The 19887-nt window shown below is 58.3% G+C and carries 22 protein-coding genes and 1 pseudogene; 3 read left to right on the plus strand and 20 right to left on the minus strand.

Annotated features, from left to right (window positions below):
• Nucleotides 1–94 precede the first annotated feature (94 nt).
• From ACMTA2_RS16885 to mobH, 7 genes and pseudogenes are all read right to left on the minus strand, one after another.
• Complete coding sequence (locus ACMTA2_RS16885; RefSeq protein WP_095964904.1) at nucleotides 95–298, minus strand: hypothetical protein; 204 nt, start codon at nucleotides 296–298, stop codon at nucleotides 95–97.
• A gap of 136 nt (nucleotides 299–434) precedes the next feature.
• On the minus strand, nucleotides 435–1016 hold the full coding sequence (locus tag ACMTA2_RS16890) for a plasmid pRiA4b ORF-3 family protein (RefSeq protein WP_413790894.1): 582 nt from the start codon (nucleotides 1014–1016) through the stop codon (nucleotides 435–437).
• Between the two features lie 3 nt (nucleotides 1017–1019).
• On the minus strand, nucleotides 1020–2525 hold the full coding sequence (gene tnpC / locus ACMTA2_RS16895) for an IS66 family transposase (RefSeq protein WP_413790895.1): 1506 nt from the start codon (nucleotides 2523–2525) through the stop codon (nucleotides 1020–1022).
• 35 nt (nucleotides 2526–2560) lie between these two features.
• Nucleotides 2561–2905 (minus strand): IS66 family insertion sequence element accessory protein TnpB, encoded by a 345-nt coding sequence (gene tnpB / locus ACMTA2_RS16900; RefSeq protein WP_233367667.1) that lies wholly within the window; start codon nucleotides 2903–2905, stop codon nucleotides 2561–2563.
• Nucleotides 2902–3276 carry an IS66-like element accessory protein TnpA gene (tnpA, locus tag ACMTA2_RS16905; protein ID WP_413790896.1) on the minus strand — a complete coding sequence of 125 codons (375 nt, stop codon included), beginning with the start codon at nucleotides 3274–3276 and terminating at the stop codon, nucleotides 2902–2904. The genes tnpB and tnpA overlap by 4 nt, the downstream gene beginning before the upstream one ends.
• Before the next feature lie 64 nt (nucleotides 3277–3340).
• Nucleotides 3341–3607, minus strand: a pseudogene (locus ACMTA2_RS16910) (DNA polymerase V subunit UmuC); the annotation flags it as partial.
• Nucleotides 3608–3781: 174 nt separating this feature from the next.
• The gene (gene mobH, locus ACMTA2_RS16915) at nucleotides 3782–5521 is read right to left on the minus strand and encodes a MobH family relaxase (RefSeq protein WP_413790897.1); all 1740 of its coding nucleotides are present in this window, start codon (nucleotides 5519–5521) and stop codon (nucleotides 3782–3784) included.
• A gap of 222 nt (nucleotides 5522–5743) precedes the next feature.
• Here mobH and ACMTA2_RS16920 point away from each other — a divergent pair, with 222 nt between their 5' ends.
• The gene (locus ACMTA2_RS16920; protein ID WP_007901093.1) at nucleotides 5744–5941 is read left to right on the plus strand and encodes a DUF7740 domain-containing protein; all 198 of its coding nucleotides are present in this window, start codon (nucleotides 5744–5746) and stop codon (nucleotides 5939–5941) included.
• Nucleotides 5942–6073: 132 nt separating this feature from the next.
• On the opposite strand, the gene ACMTA2_RS16925 is transcribed toward ACMTA2_RS16920, so the two are convergent.
• Together ACMTA2_RS16925 and ACMTA2_RS16930 are read right to left on the minus strand one after the other, a co-directional pair.
• Nucleotides 6074–7033 (minus strand): ArdC family protein, encoded by a 960-nt coding sequence (locus ACMTA2_RS16925; RefSeq protein WP_413790898.1) that lies wholly within the window; start codon nucleotides 7031–7033, stop codon nucleotides 6074–6076.
• A 135-nt stretch (nucleotides 7034–7168) separates the two neighbouring features.
• Nucleotides 7169–7498 (minus strand): hypothetical protein, encoded by a 330-nt coding sequence (locus ACMTA2_RS16930; protein ID WP_413790899.1) that lies wholly within the window; start codon nucleotides 7496–7498, stop codon nucleotides 7169–7171.
• 456 nt (nucleotides 7499–7954) lie between these two features.
• Between ACMTA2_RS16930 and ACMTA2_RS16935 the strand changes: the two genes are divergently transcribed.
• Nucleotides 7955–8338, plus strand: coding sequence for a DUF3742 family protein (locus ACMTA2_RS16935; RefSeq protein ID WP_413790900.1), 384 nt, complete (start codon nucleotides 7955–7957; stop codon nucleotides 8336–8338).
• 10 nt (nucleotides 8339–8348) lie between these two features.
• Here ACMTA2_RS16935 and ACMTA2_RS16940 read toward each other — a convergent pair whose 3' ends face one another.
• The 5 genes from ACMTA2_RS16940 to ACMTA2_RS16960 form a co-directional block, all read right to left on the minus strand.
• The gene (locus ACMTA2_RS16940) at nucleotides 8349–9893 is read right to left on the minus strand and encodes a conjugal transfer protein TraG N-terminal domain-containing protein (RefSeq protein WP_413790901.1); all 1545 of its coding nucleotides are present in this window, start codon (nucleotides 9891–9893) and stop codon (nucleotides 8349–8351) included.
• 10 nt (nucleotides 9894–9903) lie between these two features.
• Nucleotides 9904–10212 carry a hypothetical protein gene (locus tag ACMTA2_RS16945; RefSeq protein WP_413790902.1) on the minus strand — a complete coding sequence of 103 codons (309 nt, stop codon included), beginning with the start codon at nucleotides 10210–10212 and terminating at the stop codon, nucleotides 9904–9906.
• A gap of 3 nt (nucleotides 10213–10215) precedes the next feature.
• Nucleotides 10216–11598 carry an integrating conjugative element protein gene (locus ACMTA2_RS16950; protein WP_413790903.1) on the minus strand — a complete coding sequence of 461 codons (1383 nt, stop codon included), beginning with the start codon at nucleotides 11596–11598 and terminating at the stop codon, nucleotides 10216–10218.
• Nucleotides 11595–12551 (minus strand): TIGR03756 family integrating conjugative element protein, encoded by a 957-nt coding sequence (locus ACMTA2_RS16955; RefSeq protein ID WP_413790904.1) that lies wholly within the window; start codon nucleotides 12549–12551, stop codon nucleotides 11595–11597. Before ACMTA2_RS16955 ends, ACMTA2_RS16950 begins: the two co-directional genes overlap by 4 nt.
• Nucleotides 12552–12668: 117 nt before the next feature.
• Entirely contained in the window at nucleotides 12669–12923 is a 255-nt protein-coding gene (locus ACMTA2_RS16960; RefSeq protein ID WP_177115045.1) for a helix-turn-helix domain-containing protein, read from the minus strand.
• Between the two features lie 169 nt (nucleotides 12924–13092).
• Between ACMTA2_RS16960 and ACMTA2_RS16965 the strand changes: the two genes are divergently transcribed.
• On the plus strand, nucleotides 13093–13350 hold the full coding sequence (locus ACMTA2_RS16965; protein ID WP_413790905.1) for a LasR-specific antiactivator QslA: 258 nt from the start codon (nucleotides 13093–13095) through the stop codon (nucleotides 13348–13350).
• Between the two features lie 39 nt (nucleotides 13351–13389).
• On the opposite strand, the gene ACMTA2_RS16970 is transcribed toward ACMTA2_RS16965, so the two are convergent.
• The 6 genes from ACMTA2_RS16970 to ACMTA2_RS16995 are packed head-to-tail and all read right to left on the minus strand — an operon-like array spanning nucleotide 13390 to nucleotide 19886.
• Entirely contained in the window at nucleotides 13390–16143 is a 2754-nt protein-coding gene (locus ACMTA2_RS16970) for a conjugative transfer ATPase (RefSeq protein ID WP_413790906.1), read from the minus strand.
• Nucleotides 16143–16559, minus strand: a complete 417-nt coding sequence (locus ACMTA2_RS16975; protein ID WP_413790907.1) for a TIGR03751 family conjugal transfer lipoprotein — start codon at nucleotides 16557–16559, stop codon at nucleotides 16143–16145. The genes ACMTA2_RS16970 and ACMTA2_RS16975 overlap by 1 nt, the downstream gene beginning before the upstream one ends.
• Nucleotides 16522–18036 carry a TIGR03752 family integrating conjugative element protein gene (locus ACMTA2_RS16980; protein WP_413790908.1) on the minus strand — a complete coding sequence of 505 codons (1515 nt, stop codon included), beginning with the start codon at nucleotides 18034–18036 and terminating at the stop codon, nucleotides 16522–16524. Before ACMTA2_RS16980 ends, ACMTA2_RS16975 begins: the two co-directional genes overlap by 38 nt.
• Complete coding sequence (locus tag ACMTA2_RS16985) at nucleotides 18026–18838, minus strand: TIGR03749 family integrating conjugative element protein (protein ID WP_413790909.1); 813 nt, start codon at nucleotides 18836–18838, stop codon at nucleotides 18026–18028. Before ACMTA2_RS16985 ends, ACMTA2_RS16980 begins: the two co-directional genes overlap by 11 nt.
• Nucleotides 18835–19476 (minus strand): PFL_4703 family integrating conjugative element protein, encoded by a 642-nt coding sequence (locus tag ACMTA2_RS16990; RefSeq protein ID WP_413790910.1) that lies wholly within the window; start codon nucleotides 19474–19476, stop codon nucleotides 18835–18837. The genes ACMTA2_RS16985 and ACMTA2_RS16990 overlap by 4 nt, the downstream gene beginning before the upstream one ends.
• Entirely contained in the window at nucleotides 19473–19886 is a 414-nt protein-coding gene (locus tag ACMTA2_RS16995) for a TIGR03750 family conjugal transfer protein (protein WP_413790911.1), read from the minus strand. The genes ACMTA2_RS16990 and ACMTA2_RS16995 overlap by 4 nt, the downstream gene beginning before the upstream one ends.
• Nucleotide 19887: the final 1 nt, after the last annotated feature.

The following is a 19887-nucleotide window of genomic DNA, read 5'->3' on the forward strand; positions in this document are numbered from 1 at the left end:
GTAAGGAACGCGCCCTAGTTTATGGCTCAGTTGCTTCTCGATTGCGCTGTAGAGAACTCGATCGTTAACAGAATACGCGAGAACCTAATTGAGGTTAGTCATCACCCTTAAGGTCGCCGTATCCACCGGGCAGCTCCATCCACTCATCCAGAGCTGCAATCTGTCTCGCAACAGCAGCATCCCAATCAGGGCCTACAGCCATATTTTTTTTCATCATGTCATTGATGACCGCTGTCGCCCTTTGATACTCATGATGTATTTCCAAAGCTTTAGCTAAAAACTCTTCTTGCCGACTCATAGGGTCTCCGGACTATCAGGGGAAAATTCGCTACATTCAACACTAGCTGAAATTTTCAGTCCTCCAATGGCCCGTAGCTATCTGCGGCTCGATCATCCAGACAAGGGTAAGCGTCTGCCCAACACCCTCTTGTTGATCAGACCTTCGCTTGCTTCATCCATTGATTGACCCACTCGCAGTCAAACGCCGTCGGATCGAATCCATCATCCCCATGCCACTCCAACATTGCCTCATGCTCAGGGTGATTCGGATCCACTAACGCTGCCAGAAAACCTTCATACCCTGGCGCGCCACCGATGTCCTCCGGCGGGCGAGCATTGGCTCCATCGATGCAACACGGCACTTGCGGAAAAATAATCGCGGGCAACGTTTTCTCGACTTTAATTCGCAGTTCCCAGTTGTCGCCGAAGTCATAGACATAGCGAAACGTCTTCTTCCCGTACAACACGCTGATCAGCTTTTTGCGCTGCTCAGAAATCACTGGCGGGCCCCATTCCGCGTCCGGCACACCATAGCTTTCACCATCAATTTCAAACTCGTGCAGGTGCGTATCGCTCCAGCCAAAAACGGCCTGGATCACGCGATGCAACTTGCTCAAGGTGATGTTTTCAGGCACCGCCACCCGACGCCAGATCGAAGGTTTTATCCATTTAAATTCCATGTGCAGTATCAGCACACGGTCGGTTTCAACCACGGACAGATGAGATGTTTTTGGCATGGATCAAGCAGCCTCGCAGTGTTCGAGAGAATTAAGAGAAACGTTCCAGGGCAGCAGTTCCTCCACCCGATTGATTGGGTGGTCGGCGATCCGCTCCAGCACATGGGTCAAATAGGCTTGCGGGTTCAGGTCGTTGAGTTTGGCCGAGCCTACTAGGCTATAAATTGCAGCGGCTCGCTCTCCACCGGCATCGGAACCCACGAACAGATAATTTTTGCGACCCAATGCGACGGCGCGCAGCGCGCGTTCGGCAGCGTTGTTGTCGATTTCGATCCGTCCGTCATCGCAGTAGCGCACCAAGGCCTGCCATCGATTCAGGGCATAGAGAATCGCACCGCCCAATGCCGACTTTTTCGACAGTTGAGTCAGCGTCTGGTTAAGCCACGCGTGCAGCTGTTCCAGCAGCGGGCTTGCCCGGCTTTGCCGAACGGCTTTTCGCAGGTCGGGGGGTTGGCCTCGAATCTCGCTTTCGATGACATATAAGGCCGCGATTCGTTGCAGCACTTCGGCGGCAAGTGGTGAGGACTGGTCTTTATAAACGTCGTAAAACTTACGCCGGGCGTGAGCCCAGCAGGCAGCTTCTTGAACACTACCCGAGCTATACAACTGAGCAAAACCGGCGTAGCCGTCGGCCTGCAAGATCCCGCTGAAGTTTTTGAGATGAGCACGGGGATGTTGCCCCTTGCGATCCGGCGAGTAAGCAAACCATACCGCCGCCGGCGTCGTGTAGCCAGCGGGTCGGTCATCGCGCACATACGTCCACAGGCGCGCCGTTTTGGTTTTGCCGGTGCCCGGTGCGAGTGCACCAATCGGCGTGTCATCGGCGTGGACTTTATGACCACTCATGACATGGCGGTTGAGGGCGTTGATCAGCGGCCTGAGCAACTGGCTGCTCTGGCCGACCCAGTCGGCCAGGGTCGAGCGCTCCAGATCCACGCCCTCACGGGCGTAGATCTCGGACTGCCGATACAAAGGAAGGTGATCAACGAATTTGGAGACCAGCACATGGGCCAGTAGCCCAGGGCCTGCCAGGCCCCGGGCTATCGGGCGGCTCGGCGCAGGTACCTGGGCGATGTGCTCGCAGCAGCGGCAAACCAGCTTGGGGCGAACATGGCGAATCACCTTGAAACGTGCCGGGACGTACTCCAGCACCTCAGACACATCTTCTTCTATTTGACGAAGCGTCCCACCACAACCGGAGCATTGCGACTCGGGCTGATGGACATGGATTTCGCGGGGGAGATGTTCAGGCAATGGTTTACGGCGGGAAACTGTACGAGGTGCTGGCTCAGTGATTGGCATCACTTCGGCCTGGCTGACCTCCAGCTCTTCAAGGCTCAACTGGAGTTGGTCGATCATCGCGTCCAGTTGCTCGGAACTACGACCGAACTGCGTGCGCCGCAATTTGGCGATCATCATTTTCAGGCGCTCAATCTCTGCCCGCTGGGCAGAGACCAGCGCCTTTAAGGTTTGAAGATCATTGGGCAAGGAGTCGGTCACGTGAGTCATGGCCGAATATTACTGAGAATTTTCAGCGCGTAAAGTCAGACCGCGAGGACGGGTGCTGTACGAATTGGCCTGCGCCAATCAATGCCCTCCAACAGCATCGACAACTGCGCCGCCGTCAGCGACACGCTGCCGCTGTTCGCTTGCGGCCAAACAAACCGGCCTTGTTCCAGGCGTTTGCAGAACAGGCACAAACCGTCGCCGTCCCACCACAGCAACTTGATCCGATCACCGCGTCGTCCGCGAAAGGCAAAGATCTGGCCGGAGAAGGGATTGGCTTCCAGCTGTGTTTGTACCAATGCTGCCAATCCGTCGAAGCCACGGCGCATGTCGGTGACGCCGGCGGCGATCCAGATACGGGTTCCAGCGGGAGGTGCAATCATCGCAGCAACTGCTGCAAGGTGAGTTGCAAGGTCTGCGGGTCAGGTGTGCCGGTGATGCGTAGCTTGGCTTTTCCCATCTCGAGCAGAATTTCGGAATGGCACGCCTGCTGTGGTGAAGCTGCTGACGGCAAATCGATGGGTGCTTCGATCACCTCGACTGGCAAGAACGTTGCGCTCTGGCTGACCGGGCCGAATGCGCCGTCCTGGTATTGCTGCCGCCAGCGGAAAACCATGTTGGCATTGACGTCGTGCTCGCGAGCGATCATCGACACTGAGGTGCCGGGTTGGTATGAGGCTTCAACGACCTTGCGTTTGAATACGGTTGGGAAGTTCGGGCGGCGACCGGGGCGACGAGCGGGAGCTGTATCCAAGATAGTGTCCACTAAAAATGGTGTCCACTATCTTGGCTAATTTGGAGAACGGTCAGGAGTGGGTGCTGACCGGACGGTTACTGCCTTTCCCCCAGCGCCAATTAATCTGATCCAGCACCGACATCACCCGCGTCGCCTCCGCAGGCTGCGACACCGCAAACAGATCATGCGTATATTCCCCAGGCTGGCAAAGACCCAGCAACAGCACCTCCGCCTTGCTGTAGTTAAACCCCACCCAAAAAACCTGTTCAACGGCCTCCACCCCATACCGCGTCAGTAACCGCACATCATCCGTCGAATACGGCAGTTCCACGACCACCCCATTCGCATGCTACCTTCACTACGACCTCATATCAGCTGCATCCTCCACAGTTGATGGGGAAGGCGTAGTGTCCTCCATCTAAAACCGCCAGATGAACAGCGCCGGCATCCACGTAGGTGCCCACCAGTAATTGAAGCGGGCTTCCCGTCGACGGGCTGTCCACTCAATCACCGTAGTGTGATGTTATGGGATTTTAGTATTTTCGATTTTAAGAAAAGGATTGTCGGAGGGCACAGAAACAGTTTCGAACAATAGCGCTGGTTCTTCTAGTAAATAGCCTTTGAGTCTTGCTTTGTTCCGAGGACCTTCGACCTGGCACGCCCAGATATTCAGACCGTCGTCACGCTTCCTGTGTACCTTCATTCTTTCGAATTGCTTCTGCACCCAACGCCATTCCTCAATCTCTTGATCGGCATCATTGGCGACGCCTGGAAACTCTTGGACATAACGTTGGAAGAGACCAGGTGTTACCAGAAACACAGTACCGCCTACCGTGTGGATTTTAGCCTTGCTTTCATTGATGATCAGCTTGTGGCTCCGGATGCCTTCCTTGACCCAATTTACAAATGCCTGGCCAGGGTTATCCGAAGGGAGGGGGGCGGTTTCAGGACGGCTTTCTGACGGTGCATCAATGGCCTCAGGCTCTTCCAACTCGAACATATCCAGCAGTTTACCGAGATAGTCGGCATCCTCCTTCGTCATGGGATCTGGCTGCGATGGGTTTTGAGTTGACTTTGTATTGACAGCCTTGGGGGCTGGTGGTGATACCGGAGCGTTGGACTGATTGTCATCGAACGCAGCGCTCACCGTTCCGCTGAAAGCCTCGGGGCGGTCTTCGCTCCCCCAAATTAAAGCCGGTTGAATGCGCAGAAAAGTAAAGGTTTGCTGCCAGTTCCCCTGTGCGACAAGAGCGGTCCAGATGGCTTTGCCTGCCGGGGTGGACTCGACCAACCCATGCGACTGGAGTTCGTCGAACACCGCGATGTTGGAGGAGGGAATGCCCTCAATTGATTGCGACAGTAGATAGGCTCGCAGCTTGTCGGTGACGGTCTTGCTGACGAGCCACAGAGCATCTTGAGTCAACCAACCCGCGGCACCTGGCTGGTTGAGTTTCAACTCGTGTTGAACCAGATGACGCAGTCCGCTGATCAAGTGATGTTGCAGCGAATGCATTGGTGCCTGCAGTGCCTTCTTCGGGTTGCCACCGATGTTCTGTGCGGTAGAGACTCGGTCTGCTTGAATCACCAATTCGCCCAGCACGCCGGCACGTTCGTACTGACCGGCCAGGACATACAGTAGGCTGGCCCATAGCGACGGAAATCCACTGAGCCAATCGAGGATCGGACGGTCGAGAATCTGGGTGTAGAGCAAACCTGCAGCGGCGCCGTGCAGGTGATAGTCGCGACCTTTGACATAGCGAAAACGGTAGGGCTGATCCAGGGGGCCGTGCCAAGGATGCCAAAGACGGCCATCCTGACGCTCGACCTGCAGGTCCACGGCGATCTTGCCAATGTCATGCAGCAGCGCGCCATAGGTGATGCCGGCGGACCAGGCGTCAGTCTGGGCGGCCTGGTCTTCCGGCGCAGCGCCGGTGGGAAGCAGATACGACTGACGTAGTTTCAAACTGCAGGCGACCAGTTCCAGTCCATGGTCGAGCATGCCGCCGAGATAAGCATGGTGGTGCGTCTCGCTGGCTGGGAGTTGCTGGACCTGTTCGGCGTAGCGATGGATCGGATTTAAATAGAGTTGGATGAACTGCGCGTGGGAGAGGGCGGTGTACTGCCAGATGCGATCGAGCAACTGGCGGCGGTGCTCTGCGGCTAACAAGCTGTGAGCCGACTCGATGGGCAGGTAACCTTCGGCGACGTTGACGGTCGGTGGCGGAGGGGGCTTCTGCCTTTTGCGGCGAAACAGGTTGAGCATCGTGACCTCCGGGAAGTGGCTGGGTCAGTGGCCTTTTAGCCTTTTCGGATAGGGCTCTTACCCTTGAATCCCCATTCCCTTCCAACCCTTACCCGACCTTTTGGCTTGTGTCCCTTTGTGCCGCAATCGGAATATGGATACTGCTAGGCATCGTTTTGTTGGGGGCTGGTACGAAAAAGAAAAGTTTCGGTACACTGCGGTGCATATTTTTTGGGTCTTGCCATGAACCTCACTGACGCCACGCTCGTGCTGCTGCTCGCGGCACGTATCCATGGGACCGACGAAGCCGTCCGCGCCTCGGCGAAGAGCGTGGTGAAGAAGTTGCCGCGCAGTAAGCGTGATCTGATCTACAAGGTAATCGATAGTCGAAGTCCGCTCGAGCTGGTGGATTTTCTGGCGCAGAACCTGGATGCGGAATGACATGCTACGGGTGTGTGCCCCTCTCTGATTCTTTGCGTCAGAGCCCTGCGGCATGGGGATTTTTCTGGGCGTAGAAAAAAGGGTCCAACTCGTGTTGGACCCTGTGAAGCGTTTGCAGCGAAGAGGTAACGATTAAGCTCCATCGTTCATGCATAGTGAATCATCCAAGACCGCTTGCTTTGGTTGCTGCTCCAAGTTGAGTACATACTCCGAGGCGCTTCGGGCGTGACCACTGGCGCGAAAGATCGCGCGCTTGTCAGCCTTGAGCAGGCTGAGCCAGGAGTCGATGTATCCCTCGTGCCGCAACTCTCCCTGTATACCGGAGTAGGCGCACAAAAAAGCAGCGCCCATTTCGGCGATCAACTCCTCAAACGCGTAGCCTAGCGAGCCGAACGGACAGGATGACGTCACGCCTTCGCGCTGCAACCGAGCGTGATGCCCGGTCCAGTGCGTCAGCTCGTGCAGTGCGGTGGCGTAGTACCCACCTTCATCGTGAAATTGCGCTTTTGTCGGCAGTTGGATGAGATCCCTGATCGGATGGTAAAAGGCTTTATCTGCAGATCGATGAACGATGTGTGCACCCGAACTTAACAGCAGGTTTTCCGCAACGCTGTTGGGCTGGAAGGGATCACTCTGTTCCGTCTCGAGCAGGGTTTCATTGAGCATTTCGAGCCCCTCCGTTTGCTCGATGTTGAACAGAAAATGCGTCCTGAGAATACCGAAGTGAGCGACCTTGGGCTGACCGTTTTCATCGAGTACGGGTTGGCCTGACTCCGTCTGTTCCTCGCGCTCCATCGGCTTGTAGAGCACTGCTAGGGCACTTTGCTCACCCTTACGGATGTGCCCACCGGCTTTTTTGGCTTGGTTGAAGGTCAGCCAACGATCTTGAGTGAACCCCTGCAACCTGGCCTCGGCCCAGAGCAACGGTAAATTGATCCCCGAATAGGGACGATGCGTGATTGCGTTGATGGGGTAGGGTTGATGACCGATGTAAGCTGAGCCACTTGAGGACCAGGGTTTGATCCAGGGGGCAACGCCTTGATCCAAAGCGGTAACGATCTTGTCAGTCACGTCTTGGTAGATATCGCGCATGGCATTTTCCTCAAGAGAAAACGGAGGAACGCCTTGCCCGTCGGGGAGGGTTCCCCGGTGGGTGATGGTTGGATTGATGCAAGGCTTGCATGCCGTCTGAGTGTGGATCGGGGTGCCGAGTACGACCGTATGCGTTTAGCGTTGATGTTCTCCTGCAAGCGCTATCAGCAAGGCGTTGGGCTGGCCTGGCTCTAGGAGCAGGCTTAGGCTCAGTTGCAGCAACGGGTTTTGGCGTGGATGACCCGTTGACGCGATGTGGGCTACCTCGAACAGCACATAGGGCTCGTGTGGATAGACCAGGTGAGCCTCGAAAGCTGCGCGCAATACGTTGCTCAGGCGATCGACCTGCAGCTTCTCAGGATGACCTGAGGGCTCGAGCAGTACTGCGCGTTGCCACGCGCCAGGCGTGAACACAATGGGCAACTCTAGGGTGTTCAGTGCTTCCGGCGTAAGTGAGTCGGACATGGTGTGCCTCCGTTGAAAACGCGAAGAAACCTGTCCCGTGCGGGAGATAATTTCCCCGCGGTGGGTTGAAGAAAAACAAGAAAGGTTGCCTGGCGAGCGGAGCTCGGAAGACGCTCAGAAGAGCAGTAGGCGTTCATCACCGTAGAAACGGTGACCGTGTGAGCTACCGAACGCTAATCGCACTTGGGGAAGAACCATCACCGAAGTGACGTAGCCTTGAAGGTTCTGGCTGCCTGGGAAGGTGCTGTCGATAACAGCGATCCGTACCTTGTATTTAGCGTAGCGATTTATACGGGTCAACCTCCGAAGAAAAGCTGTGTCTTGATGTTCGTCTTCTATCTTCCAGTGAAGATTTTTTGGCTGGGCAAGCTGATAGACGGTCAAGCACGGACAGTTTTCAGTAGTAGGCTGTTACTCCTGTCTCAATCATGAAAACGCTCAGAAGAGGGCGAGAACATGCCGACTCAGAACCCTGTTCAGAATTCACGTGCCCACCGCTGGGCGTACGCCTGTGGCATGTCGGTAAAGCGTGGTTATCGCAAATTGAAAGCGTTTGAGTCCCACCTGGCTGAGCGTGCGGTGACGGCAGGTATGCCTGCGGGTAAATTACTCGTTCGCGGGAGCTTTCTGATCGCCAAGTTCATTATGGTGGGAGCGTTGCTTTTTGTAAGTTTTTGGCTGTTCCTGTCGTTGATGACTCTAATGGGTTTGTATTGGGTAATCGTCCATCGCCCACCCAACGCCTCAAAGGACTTTTACGGGGCTCAGGCATTCGGCGATCCTTATGGCGAGTACGAACTCAATCGTGCACCGGGACAGCCTGACCTGGACGAGCATTAGTGGGTTGTCGTTAGCTTTTTCTGATTGAAGTACCTGCAGAGATCAGAGCATCAGTACCTTTCGACCCCGCATTTTGTGCACTGAGTGTCCCTTTTCCTAACATGCCTTCTGCTATGGAACCTACGCTATATCCGGCCCAACTCATTGCGGCTAGAAAGACCATTGGCAGCACGATGAACATCGCCCCCATCACATACTCAATTACCTGCGCCGTGACCGTCCCATCCATAAAACCGGATGTGGGCAGCGATAACAGCACTTGATTGGAGGCCGAAACTTGGTTGTACAAGGTGTCGAGCATACTGGAGTCGACCCAGCGCGCTAACTCCCACCAGAAACTCAGCATGTGCAAAGTGAACAGCGCGAACGTCACCGTCATGACGGTCTTCAACTGGTAGGTACTGACCAACAGAATCAGCGGCAAGCTGATGATGACGCCCATGATCAGGAAAGCCTGCACCATCGGTAGGGCGGCGCGTAACGCATTCATCGCCGGGAAGTTGCTGAAGGAGCCGAGGGCCAGCCCGGTGTTGGTGGCCAGGTTATTGAGCCCCTGATTGATCGAACCGCCTCGGGCACTGGAGCCATAGTCTTGGTACACCTGTCCGGGCGACATGGACATCGATTGCTGGCGCGGGCTGACCAGCTCACGCAGGGTGGCATCCTCGATCTCGTTGCTCGAACGACCAGTCAACCAGCCTTTCAGTTTAGTCAGCAGTGAAGGATCGACCTGCTCGATCAAACGCTCGCGCAAGCCGACACCACTGTCACTCCACCATTGTTTGCAAGTGGGGTAGCCCGCGCCATTCTCTAACCGAGGCAAGGAGACATCGCGGCTTTCGTCATACGGCCAACTGACTCGCGGTGTACGTGAGCGATCGGTGTCGTAGTAGCCGGGCGTGTCGAGAAAATAGCTTGAGCCGATCCAGGACGCGTCGTGACTTTGCGCCTTGTCCAACTGCGGACGGTTGGTGAACAACCGAGAACGGGAATAGCCATAGCAGTCGCGGGTGAAGTCGGCGACTTCCTGCAGCAGTACCTGACTGTCGATGCGCGAGCTGTCGATCTCCATGCGCATCTGCCGGATATCCGGTGCACAGGGGATGGAAGCGGTGGCCGCCGCGGTCACGCCTTTGCTCAAGGCATGCACCAGAAACCACCAGATCGGCACATTGGCGGAGCGTTCGCCAATGGTATTGAAAGTCGTCCCCCAAGCGGCTTCTGTTGGCTTAGCCACACTGATACCACAGCGCTGGCTTGCCGCATCATCGAACGCCATTGACGTGAGGCTCAACGGAAAGACCGGCGCGCAGCCGAACAACACGACGATGTAGGCCAGCCACAGCCGGTTCTCGATCCGCGGCACCGAGAGCAGTCCCTTGTTGCCTTCATCCGCGCCTTGCTGACGAGCCGACAACCATTCTTGCAAAATGATTGCGCCAAAGGGCGCGGCGAACAGTCCGGTGTCGGACAGGACGCTCCAGAGGCCGTTGTTGATGATCCAGGCCAGCAGGGAGAGGTAAAACTCCAGGTAGCTGTTGGTGCTCATGAGCATGGTGGTGACCTCACAGTCGGGTGAACTCGACGACGGTCAAGAGCACGAGCCCTAATGTCCCGATGTGCTTCACACGCAGTCGATCCTGTGGTCGATGTCGGTAGCGCCGAAGCAGATCCCACCAGAGCGCAAAGAGGGCGCCGTAGAGCAGGGCGCGCCACCACCGCAGATAAGGTCGTGCGGATTCGAATGCCTGTTGCCAGGCCTCGAGGCTACCCAACAGAGTGCTGCTGATCCATGCGACCAATGCGGCGGTCAGGATCATCACCGCGGCAATCCCCAGACTCGAAAGCAAAGTGAATAGCGGCGAGTGTTTCATGGCTTACTTGCGCCTGGCGTCGGCGTCATTGAGTCGGCCGGGCTCGGGATCACCTTGTTCGACGGTGCGCGATGCGTCGGCACCCCCGGCATGCCGATCGAGCACCAAGCTGGCGGTGTTGGTGGCCAGCATCTGCCGGACCTGCAGTTCGGTCTGCAGCAGGCGAATTTCGCGCTCCAGAGCGTCGATGTTTTTCGTCAAGGCGGTTTGGGCCGGTTCGGCGGAAGCGATGTTGGGTTCGTGGCTGCCCGCCAGCAGCGTGCGCATCAGCAGGAGCGCTTTGTCGAGCACGCTGGACAGGGCTGTCTCACTGGCCAGGCGCCGCGCCAGTAGATCCTGGTCGGGATCGTCGCGCAGCGCTTCGATCACACCACGGGTCACCGGCAGCATCGGGCTGGAGGCTTTCACCAGGTTGTCAGGGGTAGGCGGCAGTGAGCCAGACAGCAGCTCTTGCAAGGCCTTGAGGCGCTCGCTGTAGGCCTCCTGGATCAGCGGCGTTAAACCACTGCCAGCGGTAGTACGCAGGGTTTCGCAGCTGTCGCAGGTCGCGACTTCGCTCTCGCCCAACACGCGAACGGCCCATTCGGATTCCTCTTGGGGCGAAGCCCAGGTCTGGCAAATGGCCCCACCCAAACAGTCGCTACTACTGATCGAAGTGCTGTCATCCACCGTACGGTTGTGCAGCAGGTTGTAGCCCGCGCGCACCACGTCGGAAGTCACCCGAATGGGCGTCTGCCCGTTCCCCCCCGCCTTCGAACCGCCGACCCAGGACACCCCATTGTTGCCGTTATGGGTCTCGGTGTTTTTCACCGCGGCCACCGCATCACCGCCGGTTTGCTCCAGATTGCCTTGCATTTCCTGGTTCTTGGCCAGCGCACCCCAGCCGGCTTGACCGACCTTGTCCGCCATCTTCTCGGCCATGGCCTGACAGGTCAGCTTGGAACGATCGAAGTCGATGCGGCCCTGCATCACCCCGTTACTCAGTAGCTCATAGAGACCAGGGTTAGCGCGCTGGATGATCAACGCCGGCAGCGACATCACCGCCTGGGTCGCGTTCTGCACGACGCTGCCCATGATCTGCTGGAAGCCTTCGGTGGCGCCGTTCAGTTGGTTTTGCAGGGTGTTGGTGAGGCTCATGTTTCCGCACATCATGTTCGCTCGCCAGGACCCACCGACACCGAGACCACTGGGTCGGTAGAGCGAGCTCGGTGAGCCCACTGCCGAGCCGCCACCGATGGTGTACATCACTCGGTCGTCGAGCACTTCGCCTTGAGTGCCCAGGCGGTAATCGCCTTCGGCGGCGTGAGCATGCGTGGCAATGGTGAGCAGTCCGTAGAGCAACAGATTCATCACGCCCAACCATGGTCGCGCGAGAAGCCGACTCATGATGCACCGCCTTCGAAGTCGATGCTGAACAGAAAGGTCTGTCCTTCACGTTTGCAACAGCTATAGGGGCGCCACAACGACCAGGCGTAGCCACCATCCGCGCTCTGTACGGGATCGCTGGGGAATATAGCGCAGGTGGACTGAACCTGGGGGTAGAGCAATTGCCATTTGTGGGTCGAAGCGTCGTTTTCAACGATAGGACCAGGCGGCCAGTAGCCGTCGTGTTTGGCGGGCGTGAGTGGTACATACACATGCGGCTGTCCGTTGCGGGTAATCACATCGCCGGCCCGTTGCGCCATGACTGCGGCCGCCTTGAAGTCGTCGGGCTGTACTAGAAAGCCCTGCCGGGGATAGACGTTGCCCCACATGTTTCCCGAGGCCTGATGACCGATTTCACGGATCCCCGGCATGAGCGACTCGGGGTAGAAACTTTCCGGGATTCCATGGCGCCAGGCCAGTGGGTCCAGGGTACTCAGGTAGTAAGGCATGAATGCAGTTGCACCGCTGACGCAGGCATAGCCGGATTGCGAAGCCAGTTGTGTTGCGATCCAGCCACCGGGGTGGCCGATGCCATCGACGTTCTTGAAGCGGGGCAGGTTGTCGCGGTGGGTGTTCGGGGTGATCAGGTTGCCGCCACCTTCCGCACCGCTGATGGGAGAGGAGAGGGTGGCCATCTCGGTCCAGGGGTTATTGCCGGTGGTGGCGTAGCTCGAGACCACCAGCTCAGGAATGAAATGACGCACCTTGGTCGAGGTTTTGACTGTGCAGCCGAAGGGCGTGCAGAGGAGCCAGAAACAAATGCCGACGACCCTGTAGGCGAGGCAATTTGGCGACAACACTGAGGACATGATGCTGCCGGTATCCAGCGCCATGCCTGGCCCGCACGCCAGCAGGATACTCAGCGCCAAAGGTCGTAGCTTCTGGGGCGCAATTGACGGGCATACGACAGGCATGATCCAGGCTCTTTGGGCTAATGGCCTGGACACGTTCAATGATTGAACCTACACCGTCAGTGATAAAGCTGAAGCTGGCGTTGTCGGTTTACAAGGATTCTCAGGGTGACGAGGTGGCTATTCGATGCTCAGCGCACGGCGAAGGGAATCTGGCTCGGTAAGTAGCTGATCCGTCGTAACCTCGAGAATATTGGCGAGCTTGCACAGGACCATCAGCGACGGATTGCCCGTGCATCGTTCGATTTGACTGACGTAGGTACGATCGACCTCGGCCATGAGCGCCAACTGCTCTTGGGTAAGGTTCTTTATACGTCGCATCAAGCGGATGTTTTCCGCCAGTTGCAAACGCAGCTGTTCGTAGTCTTGAGTCATGCGCGCAAATTGCGCCTTGAGGGACTCTCAATCCACGGGATATAGTCTACATTGGTATTGATCTAGGCCATTTGATGCTGATGTCTGTTATCGAGCGTTCATTTGGTTTCGTTATGATTTCCAGGCTGGGTCCAGCGTCTAACAATAAAATCAGACATCTAGGGTGTGTATGGACGAAAACTACATTTCAATTCCTGCGGCGGATGGTTGCCCAAGTCTTCTGACACCCTGGGGCAACGAATTTGCCCCAATGATCGAACGTGGCGTGCAATGCGCTCAGGCTTGGCTTGATACGCCCGGCGAGATTCCACTGTGGTGGGAGCTGGCGCAAACCCGCAAGACCTTTCCTATCGGTGATTGCCAAGATGCTTTTGAAGCCGGATTCCTGTTGAGGATTCAGCAGCGGCTTCGAGGCGCATCGCAATAACCGGTCACTCGCTTTGGCGCGCTACCTGAATAGATTTCCCTATGCGGGTTCTATGCCTCGCGCCCTATCGATCCGTTCGGCTACCCGGTAAGCCGCTTCCAACTCTGAGCAGCCGTTGTCCTGCATCAGTGTCCAGCGCTCGGCTTTTTCCTCGGGCTCCGTCATGGCCAGGGCGAGGTAAAGGCTGGGCGGCACGGCTCGAAACAGCGTTTCGAGCTTCTTCGACAGCACGACCCCCTCAGTGTATTTGCCCGGTTCCTTGCTGGCGGAGAGCAACAAGGCTTTCTGTGCCGGCGTGAGTTTCTTGAACCGTGCGATTTCTTCGATTTCCGCGGGCGGCATGTTCAAACAAATCCACCACTCGATCATGTTGAGCATGGTCTGCGCGGCCGCGGGGAAGTCGGCAAGGTTCTGTGTGGCGAGCCAGAACCAGGCACCGAGCTTGCGCCACATCTTCGTGCCCTTGACCACGAACGGTGCCAGCAACGGGTTCTTGGTGATGATATGACCCTCGTCGGTGACCATGATGATCGGCCGGCCCAGGTACTGGTCGCGCTCGGCGAGATTGTTCACGGTGTTCATCAGGCTGATGTAGCTGATGGACATCTGGGCTTCGTAGCCTTCGCGAGCATAGGTGGCCAGGTCGACAATGGTCACATCGTTCTCGGGCCAAGATGTGCCCTCGCGGTCGAACAGTTCACCCTCGAAACCCTGGCAAAACAGGTCGATGGACTCGCCCATTTCCTGGGCACGCTCACGACGCTTCTCCGGCAAGTGCGGGTCGGCGGCGACGCGCAGCAAGGCGTCGCGCACGTCGTGAGTCAGTACCTGGCGACCCGCCGTGCCGCAGGTCTGCGCCGCATCGAGGATGCACTCGCGGATCAAGCTGCGATCGGCTCGACTCAGGCGCGCTTCTTCCTTGGCCTCGCCACCGGTGATCATCAGGCGAGCGGTGATTTCCAATTCACCGAGCACATCGCGCTGGTCTTCGCGACTGGCTACCGCCTCATCGTCCAGCTCATCAATCGACAGACTCGCCACCTGATCCGGTTGCTCGACCAGGCGCCAGGCATCGACAAAGGGCGCGAGGCTAACCGAGGCGCCAGGTTTCAATTGGACCTTGTTGACCGACAGGCCCTGTGTCGCGAAGTAGTCGCCCTGCAAACCGAAGGAGTTGCCGGCCTCGACGATAAACAGGCGAGGGCGGTACACCGCCATGACCTGCATCAGCAGGGTGACGAGGGTGGCCGACTTGCCGGCGCCGGTGGGGCCGAACAACAGCAGATGACCATTCATGGCCCGGTCCAGGCGTGACAACGGATCGAAACTCAACGGCGAGCCGCCACGATTGAACAGGGTGATGCCCGGGTGGCCGGTGCCGGTGCTGCGACCCCACACCGGAACCAGGTTCGCCAGGTGCTGGGCGAACATCAAACGCGTGTACCAGTTGCGCGTGTCGCGGGCCGGGTTGTAAGCCATCGGTAACCAACGCAGGTAACTGTTGCAGGCGGCGACTTCATCGCCTTCGCGTACCGGTTGCAGCCCCGCGCCCAACAGCGCGTTAGCCAGGCTGACCGAGCGCTGGTGCAGTTGCTGTTCATCGTGACCGCACACGTAGAACGCCAGGGTGCCCCGATACAGCTTGTGCTGGCGGCCGATGATCGCGCGAGCCTCTTCAACATCCTGACGGGTCTGGGTCGAGGCCAGGTTTTCACCGATGGCCTTGCGCGCCAATCGGTTCAACTGCTCCTCAAGTACATCCTGCGGTTTGACCACCAGGGTCAGACTCATCACCGTCCCTTCAGGTAACTGGTCGAACAGGGCATTCACCGCGTCACCCTTGCGGGTTTCGCCAGTGAGTTGGCCAATCAAGGGCGCCCGGCGCAGCTTGTCCACTACCATGACCCGATGGGGCTGACCATCGAAGTACCAGAGTCCACGTTGGACGTCCGAATGCGGCTCATTGAAAAATAGGCGCTCGGCGAAATCGTGATCGAAGGGCAGTTCCAGCGACTCGTCATCGCCCGGCTCCGGATAGGTCACGCGGCGGTAGAACTCCTCGGGGGCATCATCGGTGAGCGTGGGCGCTGGATTGAACCAGGGCAGCAGCCAGGCATACAGACCTCGGCCATCGACTCGCGTCGATTGCACCCCGCACGCCTGCAACGAAGCCGCGATACGTTCGCAAGCCTGTTGCAGGGATTGCACCGGGCTGAGTCCCGTCTCCTCAGCGTCAGACTCGAGCCAGCGATAGATCACCAAGCGCACCCGGCGGTTATTGCCACGCCAGGGCAAGCGTGTGACTGTCTTGTCCTCGAACAGTCCTCCCGGCTTGGCGATGGCCTTCAGATGGCGGCGAGTGAGTTGCAAATACGCCTCGGTGAAGACCGTGCCTCGCGCGCTGTCCCGAACATAGCCAATGAGCCGGGTCAGGTAGGGGGTAAAGTCGTTATCATCCAGGCAGAAAAACTGCGCCACCCAAGGCGCTTGATCCAGCTCGTCAAAGCTGTCTTGCAGGGCATCCTCGAGGGCATCGCGGGCGGCCATCAACCAATCGGGTTCGCGCCCTTCGGTGCCGATGGGCAGTAGCTCGAACACCGCACCCACCGAGCGATTGTCATCGAGCAGAAAACACTGCTCGGTGTCGAGGTATTCGACCCACGGCAGGTGATCGGTGAAGCTGGGATTGTGCGCATAGAGTGCGGCGTCATCGGCCAAGGTGGCGCGAGGGCGCAATGGGTTGCGCCAGGCTTTCCACGCAGGAGCACGGTTCCGCGAATCGCCGGTACGCACTACAAGTCTTCCTGACGTTCACCCGGCAATGCGTACTGCACCCGTTGGTAGAACGGAAAGACGGTCGAGTAACCCGGGACCGGTGCCTGTTCGGTACCACTCAAATGCGGATACACGTACAGCACCAGATCGGGATTGGGCAGGCGAGGGAACAAATTGTGGATCTCGTTCGTCGCTGTGCGCGTGTAAGGTTCTTGGAGAGAGGCGAAGAAATCTGACTGGTCCAGCGGACGGCGTAACTGCTTCCGAGCATCCAGCAGTTGCTGCTGAGTACCTTGCGAACCGGTACCGTTCCAAATGTCCAGCATGGTTTGCTCGCCATGGGGCAGCAGCGTCTCCTTGTCGGTGGAACACCCCGTCAGAACTAAGGAAAACACGCTAATCCAGGTCAGGTAGAGAAGCATGGTCTTTTTCATGGCGAACGCTCCGGCCCTTTGGCTCGTAGTCGATGGTGATCTCATGGTCGAGGTGCAGCGCGACTTGGGCGGCCGGTGGCACGTACACGGCAGCAAAGGTCTCGCCATAGAGTTTGTTGATCCACTCACGGATGTCGCTGACCCCACCACTGAGAATTGAATTCAGCGCGCTATTGCCACTGCTGCTGGCGACCCCGAGCGTACTACCGCCCGAACTGATCACGTTGCTGTTGTTCTGCTCATCCCCGAGCAAGGCAGCAACTCCGGCGCCGGCTGCGGTGATCAAGCTCTGGCTACCGAGGTATTGCTGAGCGTTCGAGCGACGCTCGCCGGCGATGCAAGGAATGCCATACGGATCGGACAGGTAGCCGAGTCCGCCACGAATCTTGTCGGTGTTCGAGCTTTGGGTGGTGGAGGCGTTGCGGCTGGCTACCGCCTTCGGCTTAGGCACCGTGCGGATGGTGCCATCGGTAAACACAAAGGTGATTGACTCGACCTGTCCGCGTACACAAGACAGGGTCCAGTCCCCAGACGCCGTGCCGCTCATGACGGCACCCGCAACGTCCGGCAGGTCGATGCCGTTGGCAGTCAGGTTCTCGGGACCGACCAGCACCTTGAAGGGGTAGGGATCATTCACTGTACCGTCCACCGGGACTCGGCCGATCAGCGCGGTCATGGCGACCGAGCCCATCAGTGTCGCGTTTTCGGGAATGGTGTAGACCGGCTTCGCGCCTTCAGTCCGATCAACGGACCGGGTCAGGTCACGCTCACCCTGGGTGGCTGCACGTAGCTGTTTCTGGCTGCGATCAATGGCGTTATCTTTCAAGCCTTCCAGTGAGTTGAAGGCAGTCGGCAGACTCAGTGCGGGGGAGGTCTTGGTTTTGCCTCGGGCGTCGGTGGGCGGAGCATCCGAGGGTTCAATCCACTGCAGCGCATCATTGTCAGAATGCCGCCCTTCGAACTGAGCACCGTCGCCCGGCTCAAGCCCCAATCCGATTGGCATGTCCTTGCCTTTGCCAGTCAGCCCCGACAGCTGTTCCTGCAATTGCGTCAGCAGACCGCGGGCCTGGCGACTGTCTTGTTCCGCTTTGAGTCGGGCCTCGTTGGCTTGGCGGCGGCCTTCGTCGACCTGCTGGGTCACGCTGCCAAGCGCCGTCTGGATGCGCGAATCGACGCTGTTTTCCCGCTCGCGCAGGCGGTTGTTCTCCGTCTGCAGTGAATCGTTGTGTTTCTTCAAACCGAGCATGTCGCTGCGCATGGCCTTCACCTGGCCGACCAGGGTGGCGACGGTGTCGCGTGGGGTGTCGCCCGCAATGCCGAGCGACTTGGCTTGCTCGGCGGATAACTGGATGTTGCCCTGATCAACTGGGTGCTCTGGAGAGGGAGTACTACCCGGGACCCAAGTTTTCAGGATGATAAATACCACGGCCAACAGCGCAGCCGGTACCAGCCATTTGAGCAAGGCGTTAGCTTTCATCGTCAGCACCTCGCGCAACGGGCGGGAGCAGCACGGCGTGCTCGAGGCCGGCACCGCGGGTGACGAGGTAGGCAATCGTGGTGTCTTCAGCACTGCCGACAGGCCCGAGGAAAGCATGCTGGAATGTCGCGGCGAACAGCTTGGCCTGAAGCCGACGCGGGTCGAGTTGCACCGTCTCTGAACTACGATTGCGCAACTTCACCGCCGTCACCCAGTAATCACCGAGTCGCCAGGCGGCGATAGGTGTGCTGGAAACGTTTTCGGTCGGCAACAGGGTCGGCAGTTCGGTGCGCAGCTTGAGTGGTACGCGGCGTACGCCGGGTAGGGATTCTACGGTGCGCAGCGGCGCGTACAGGCTCTGTGCGGCATAGCGCGTCAAAGCGACCGGGATCGGTGTACGTTCTGGAACAGGTACGGTGCTCGATTCAGTCTCGGTAGCTTGCACCGGAACATTCTTGAGAATACGCAGGGGCTCCAACGGTTGATCACCAGGCGTGGCCGCGATATCCAGGAGGATAATCTCGCCCGTCGCGACCGATTGGAGTTGCAGTCGAGTCGGGGCAATGGCTTCTGACGCGCGCAAGTACAGCGTGCCGCCGGTTGACTGCACGCGCAGCTTGTCCGTCAGGGTTGAGGGCACGCCGACTCGAACAGCCTCATCGACAAAGATCACCCGCTCCTGATTGATCACCAGTGGGACCGCGAGAGGGAGGCGTTCCCAGTGCATCAGCTCGACGGCCTGCGCTGCAACTCCCCATAACATCAGTGCGACTGTCACTCCCAGGGTAGACATCCGCTTCATGGCTCACCTCCAGGCAGGGAGATTTTTTGCGGCGTGCCCTGATAACAATCCAGTGCCAGCCCCCACTTATTGCGTTCGGGGTCCAGGTCGAAACGCACCACGCGCAATGGATAACGCACCACCACCCGTTTCACCGGTTCGGCGGCGTAATACTCATCGGCATTGAGATCGAGCTTGACCAACCAGCTGTCGCGGTCGAGTTGCTTGACCCGGAGTTCAGGATCCTCGCTGTAGCCTCGACCCAGAATTTCGTAGACGCCACGAACTCGCTGACGCAGTTCGCCGGCGGCCTTGCGGTACTCATAATCACCGTCAAGGAAGGCCTTGCAGGCGGGTGTCAGGTAGGACTGTAAGCCATAGATGGCGCGGCGATAGTCCTGCTCTCCATCTGAGGGCCAGCGGTTGAGCTGACCAAAGATGTACAGGGCAAAGGCATAGACATTCTCTGAGGGGATATCCCACCACTTGCGAGTGCTGCCCGAGCGCAGATCCGGTGGTACATGCACGGTCAGATCGGTCGGTGCCGAGCGCCAGCCGTACCAGAGCCCGGCACAGACCAGGGCAAGGATTATTACCGCCAGACGCAGGCTGAAGATATGGGCCTGTTGGGCGTCCACCTTATTCCGAAAACGACTCATGGTTGCCACCGGGACAGGGCAGGGCGCAGTCGATGCGAACGGCGAACCGTCCAGGCGCCAGAGTGGAGAATCAAACTGCCGCGCCCCAGGCGCCAACGGCTGGCGAGTATCCATTCGAGCTTGCGGTACAACCAGGTCTCGGGGCGAGCCCGTTTGGCCCGACGCAGTAGTGTGCCACCGGCCAATAACACCACGGCCATGCTTGCGATCATGCTGGTCGGCGCCACGGCAATGGAGGCGGTGGCGATCGCCAGAGGAACGCCCAGCAGCAGGCCAATGACGGCGCCGGTGCCGAGCGCTACCCACATCTCATCATTGGTTAAACCGCGCAATACGGCGGGATCACGATTGAGTCGCTCTGGCAGAAAGACCAAGGTGCCGTCGGCAAGATGTTCGATTTTGTCGTTCATG

The organism is Pseudomonas medicaginis (assembly GCF_965119365.1).
Taxonomy (GTDB): domain Bacteria; phylum Pseudomonadota; class Gammaproteobacteria; order Pseudomonadales; family Pseudomonadaceae; genus Aquipseudomonas.

Bases quoted from the DNA above. Each gene is read 5' to 3' on its own strand.
- ACMTA2_RS16885 (WP_095964904.1), bottom strand. From the start codon at position 298: ATGAGTCGGCAAGAAGAGTTTTTAGCTAAAGCTTTGGAAATACATCAT.
- ACMTA2_RS16890 (WP_413790894.1), bottom strand. From the start codon at position 1,016: ATGCCAAAAACATCTCATCTGTCCGTGGTTGAAACCGACCGTGTGCTG.
- ACMTA2_RS16985 (WP_413790909.1), bottom strand. From the start codon at position 18,838: ATGAAGCGGATGTCTACCCTGGGAGTGACAGTCGCACTGATGTTATGG.
- ACMTA2_RS16925 (WP_413790898.1), bottom strand. From the start codon at position 7,033: ATGCGCGATATCTACCAAGACGTGACTGACAAGATCGTTACCGCTTTG.
- mobH (WP_413790897.1), bottom strand. From the start codon at position 5,521: ATGCTCAACCTGTTTCGCCGCAAAAGGCAGAAGCCCCCTCCGCCACCG.
- ACMTA2_RS16990 (WP_413790910.1), bottom strand. From the start codon at position 19,476: ATGAGTCGTTTTCGGAATAAGGTGGACGCCCAACAGGCCCATATCTTC.
- ACMTA2_RS16935 (WP_413790900.1), top strand. From the start codon at position 7,955: ATGCCGACTCAGAACCCTGTTCAGAATTCACGTGCCCACCGCTGGGCG.
- ACMTA2_RS16945 (WP_413790902.1), bottom strand. From the start codon at position 10,212: ATGAAACACTCGCCGCTATTCACTTTGCTTTCGAGTCTGGGGATTGCC.
- ACMTA2_RS16980 (WP_413790908.1), bottom strand. From the start codon at position 18,036: ATGAAAGCTAACGCCTTGCTCAAATGGCTGGTACCGGCTGCGCTGTTG.
- ACMTA2_RS16975 (WP_413790907.1), bottom strand. From the start codon at position 16,559: ATGAAAAAGACCATGCTTCTCTACCTGACCTGGATTAGCGTGTTTTCC.
- ACMTA2_RS16955 (WP_413790904.1), bottom strand. From the start codon at position 12,551: ATGCCTGTCGTATGCCCGTCAATTGCGCCCCAGAAGCTACGACCTTTG.
- ACMTA2_RS16950 (WP_413790903.1), bottom strand. From the start codon at position 11,598: ATGAGTCGGCTTCTCGCGCGACCATGGTTGGGCGTGATGAATCTGTTG.
- tnpB (WP_233367667.1), bottom strand. From the start codon at position 2,905: ATGATTGCACCTCCCGCTGGAACCCGTATCTGGATCGCCGCCGGCGTC.
- ACMTA2_RS16995 (WP_413790911.1), bottom strand. From the start codon at position 19,886: ATGAACGACAAAATCGAACATCTTGCCGACGGCACCTTGGTCTTTCTG.
- ACMTA2_RS16920 (WP_007901093.1), top strand. From the start codon at position 5,744: ATGAACCTCACTGACGCCACGCTCGTGCTGCTGCTCGCGGCACGTATC.
- ACMTA2_RS16960 (WP_177115045.1), bottom strand. From the start codon at position 12,923: ATGACTCAAGACTACGAACAGCTGCGTTTGCAACTGGCGGAAAACATC.
- ACMTA2_RS16940 (WP_413790901.1), bottom strand. From the start codon at position 9,893: ATGCTCATGAGCACCAACAGCTACCTGGAGTTTTACCTCTCCCTGCTG.
- ACMTA2_RS16965 (WP_413790905.1), top strand. From the start codon at position 13,093: ATGGACGAAAACTACATTTCAATTCCTGCGGCGGATGGTTGCCCAAGT.
- ACMTA2_RS16930 (WP_413790899.1), bottom strand. From the start codon at position 7,498: ATGTCCGACTCACTTACGCCGGAAGCACTGAACACCCTAGAGTTGCCC.
- tnpC (WP_413790895.1), bottom strand. From the start codon at position 2,525: ATGACTCACGTGACCGACTCCTTGCCCAATGATCTTCAAACCTTAAAG.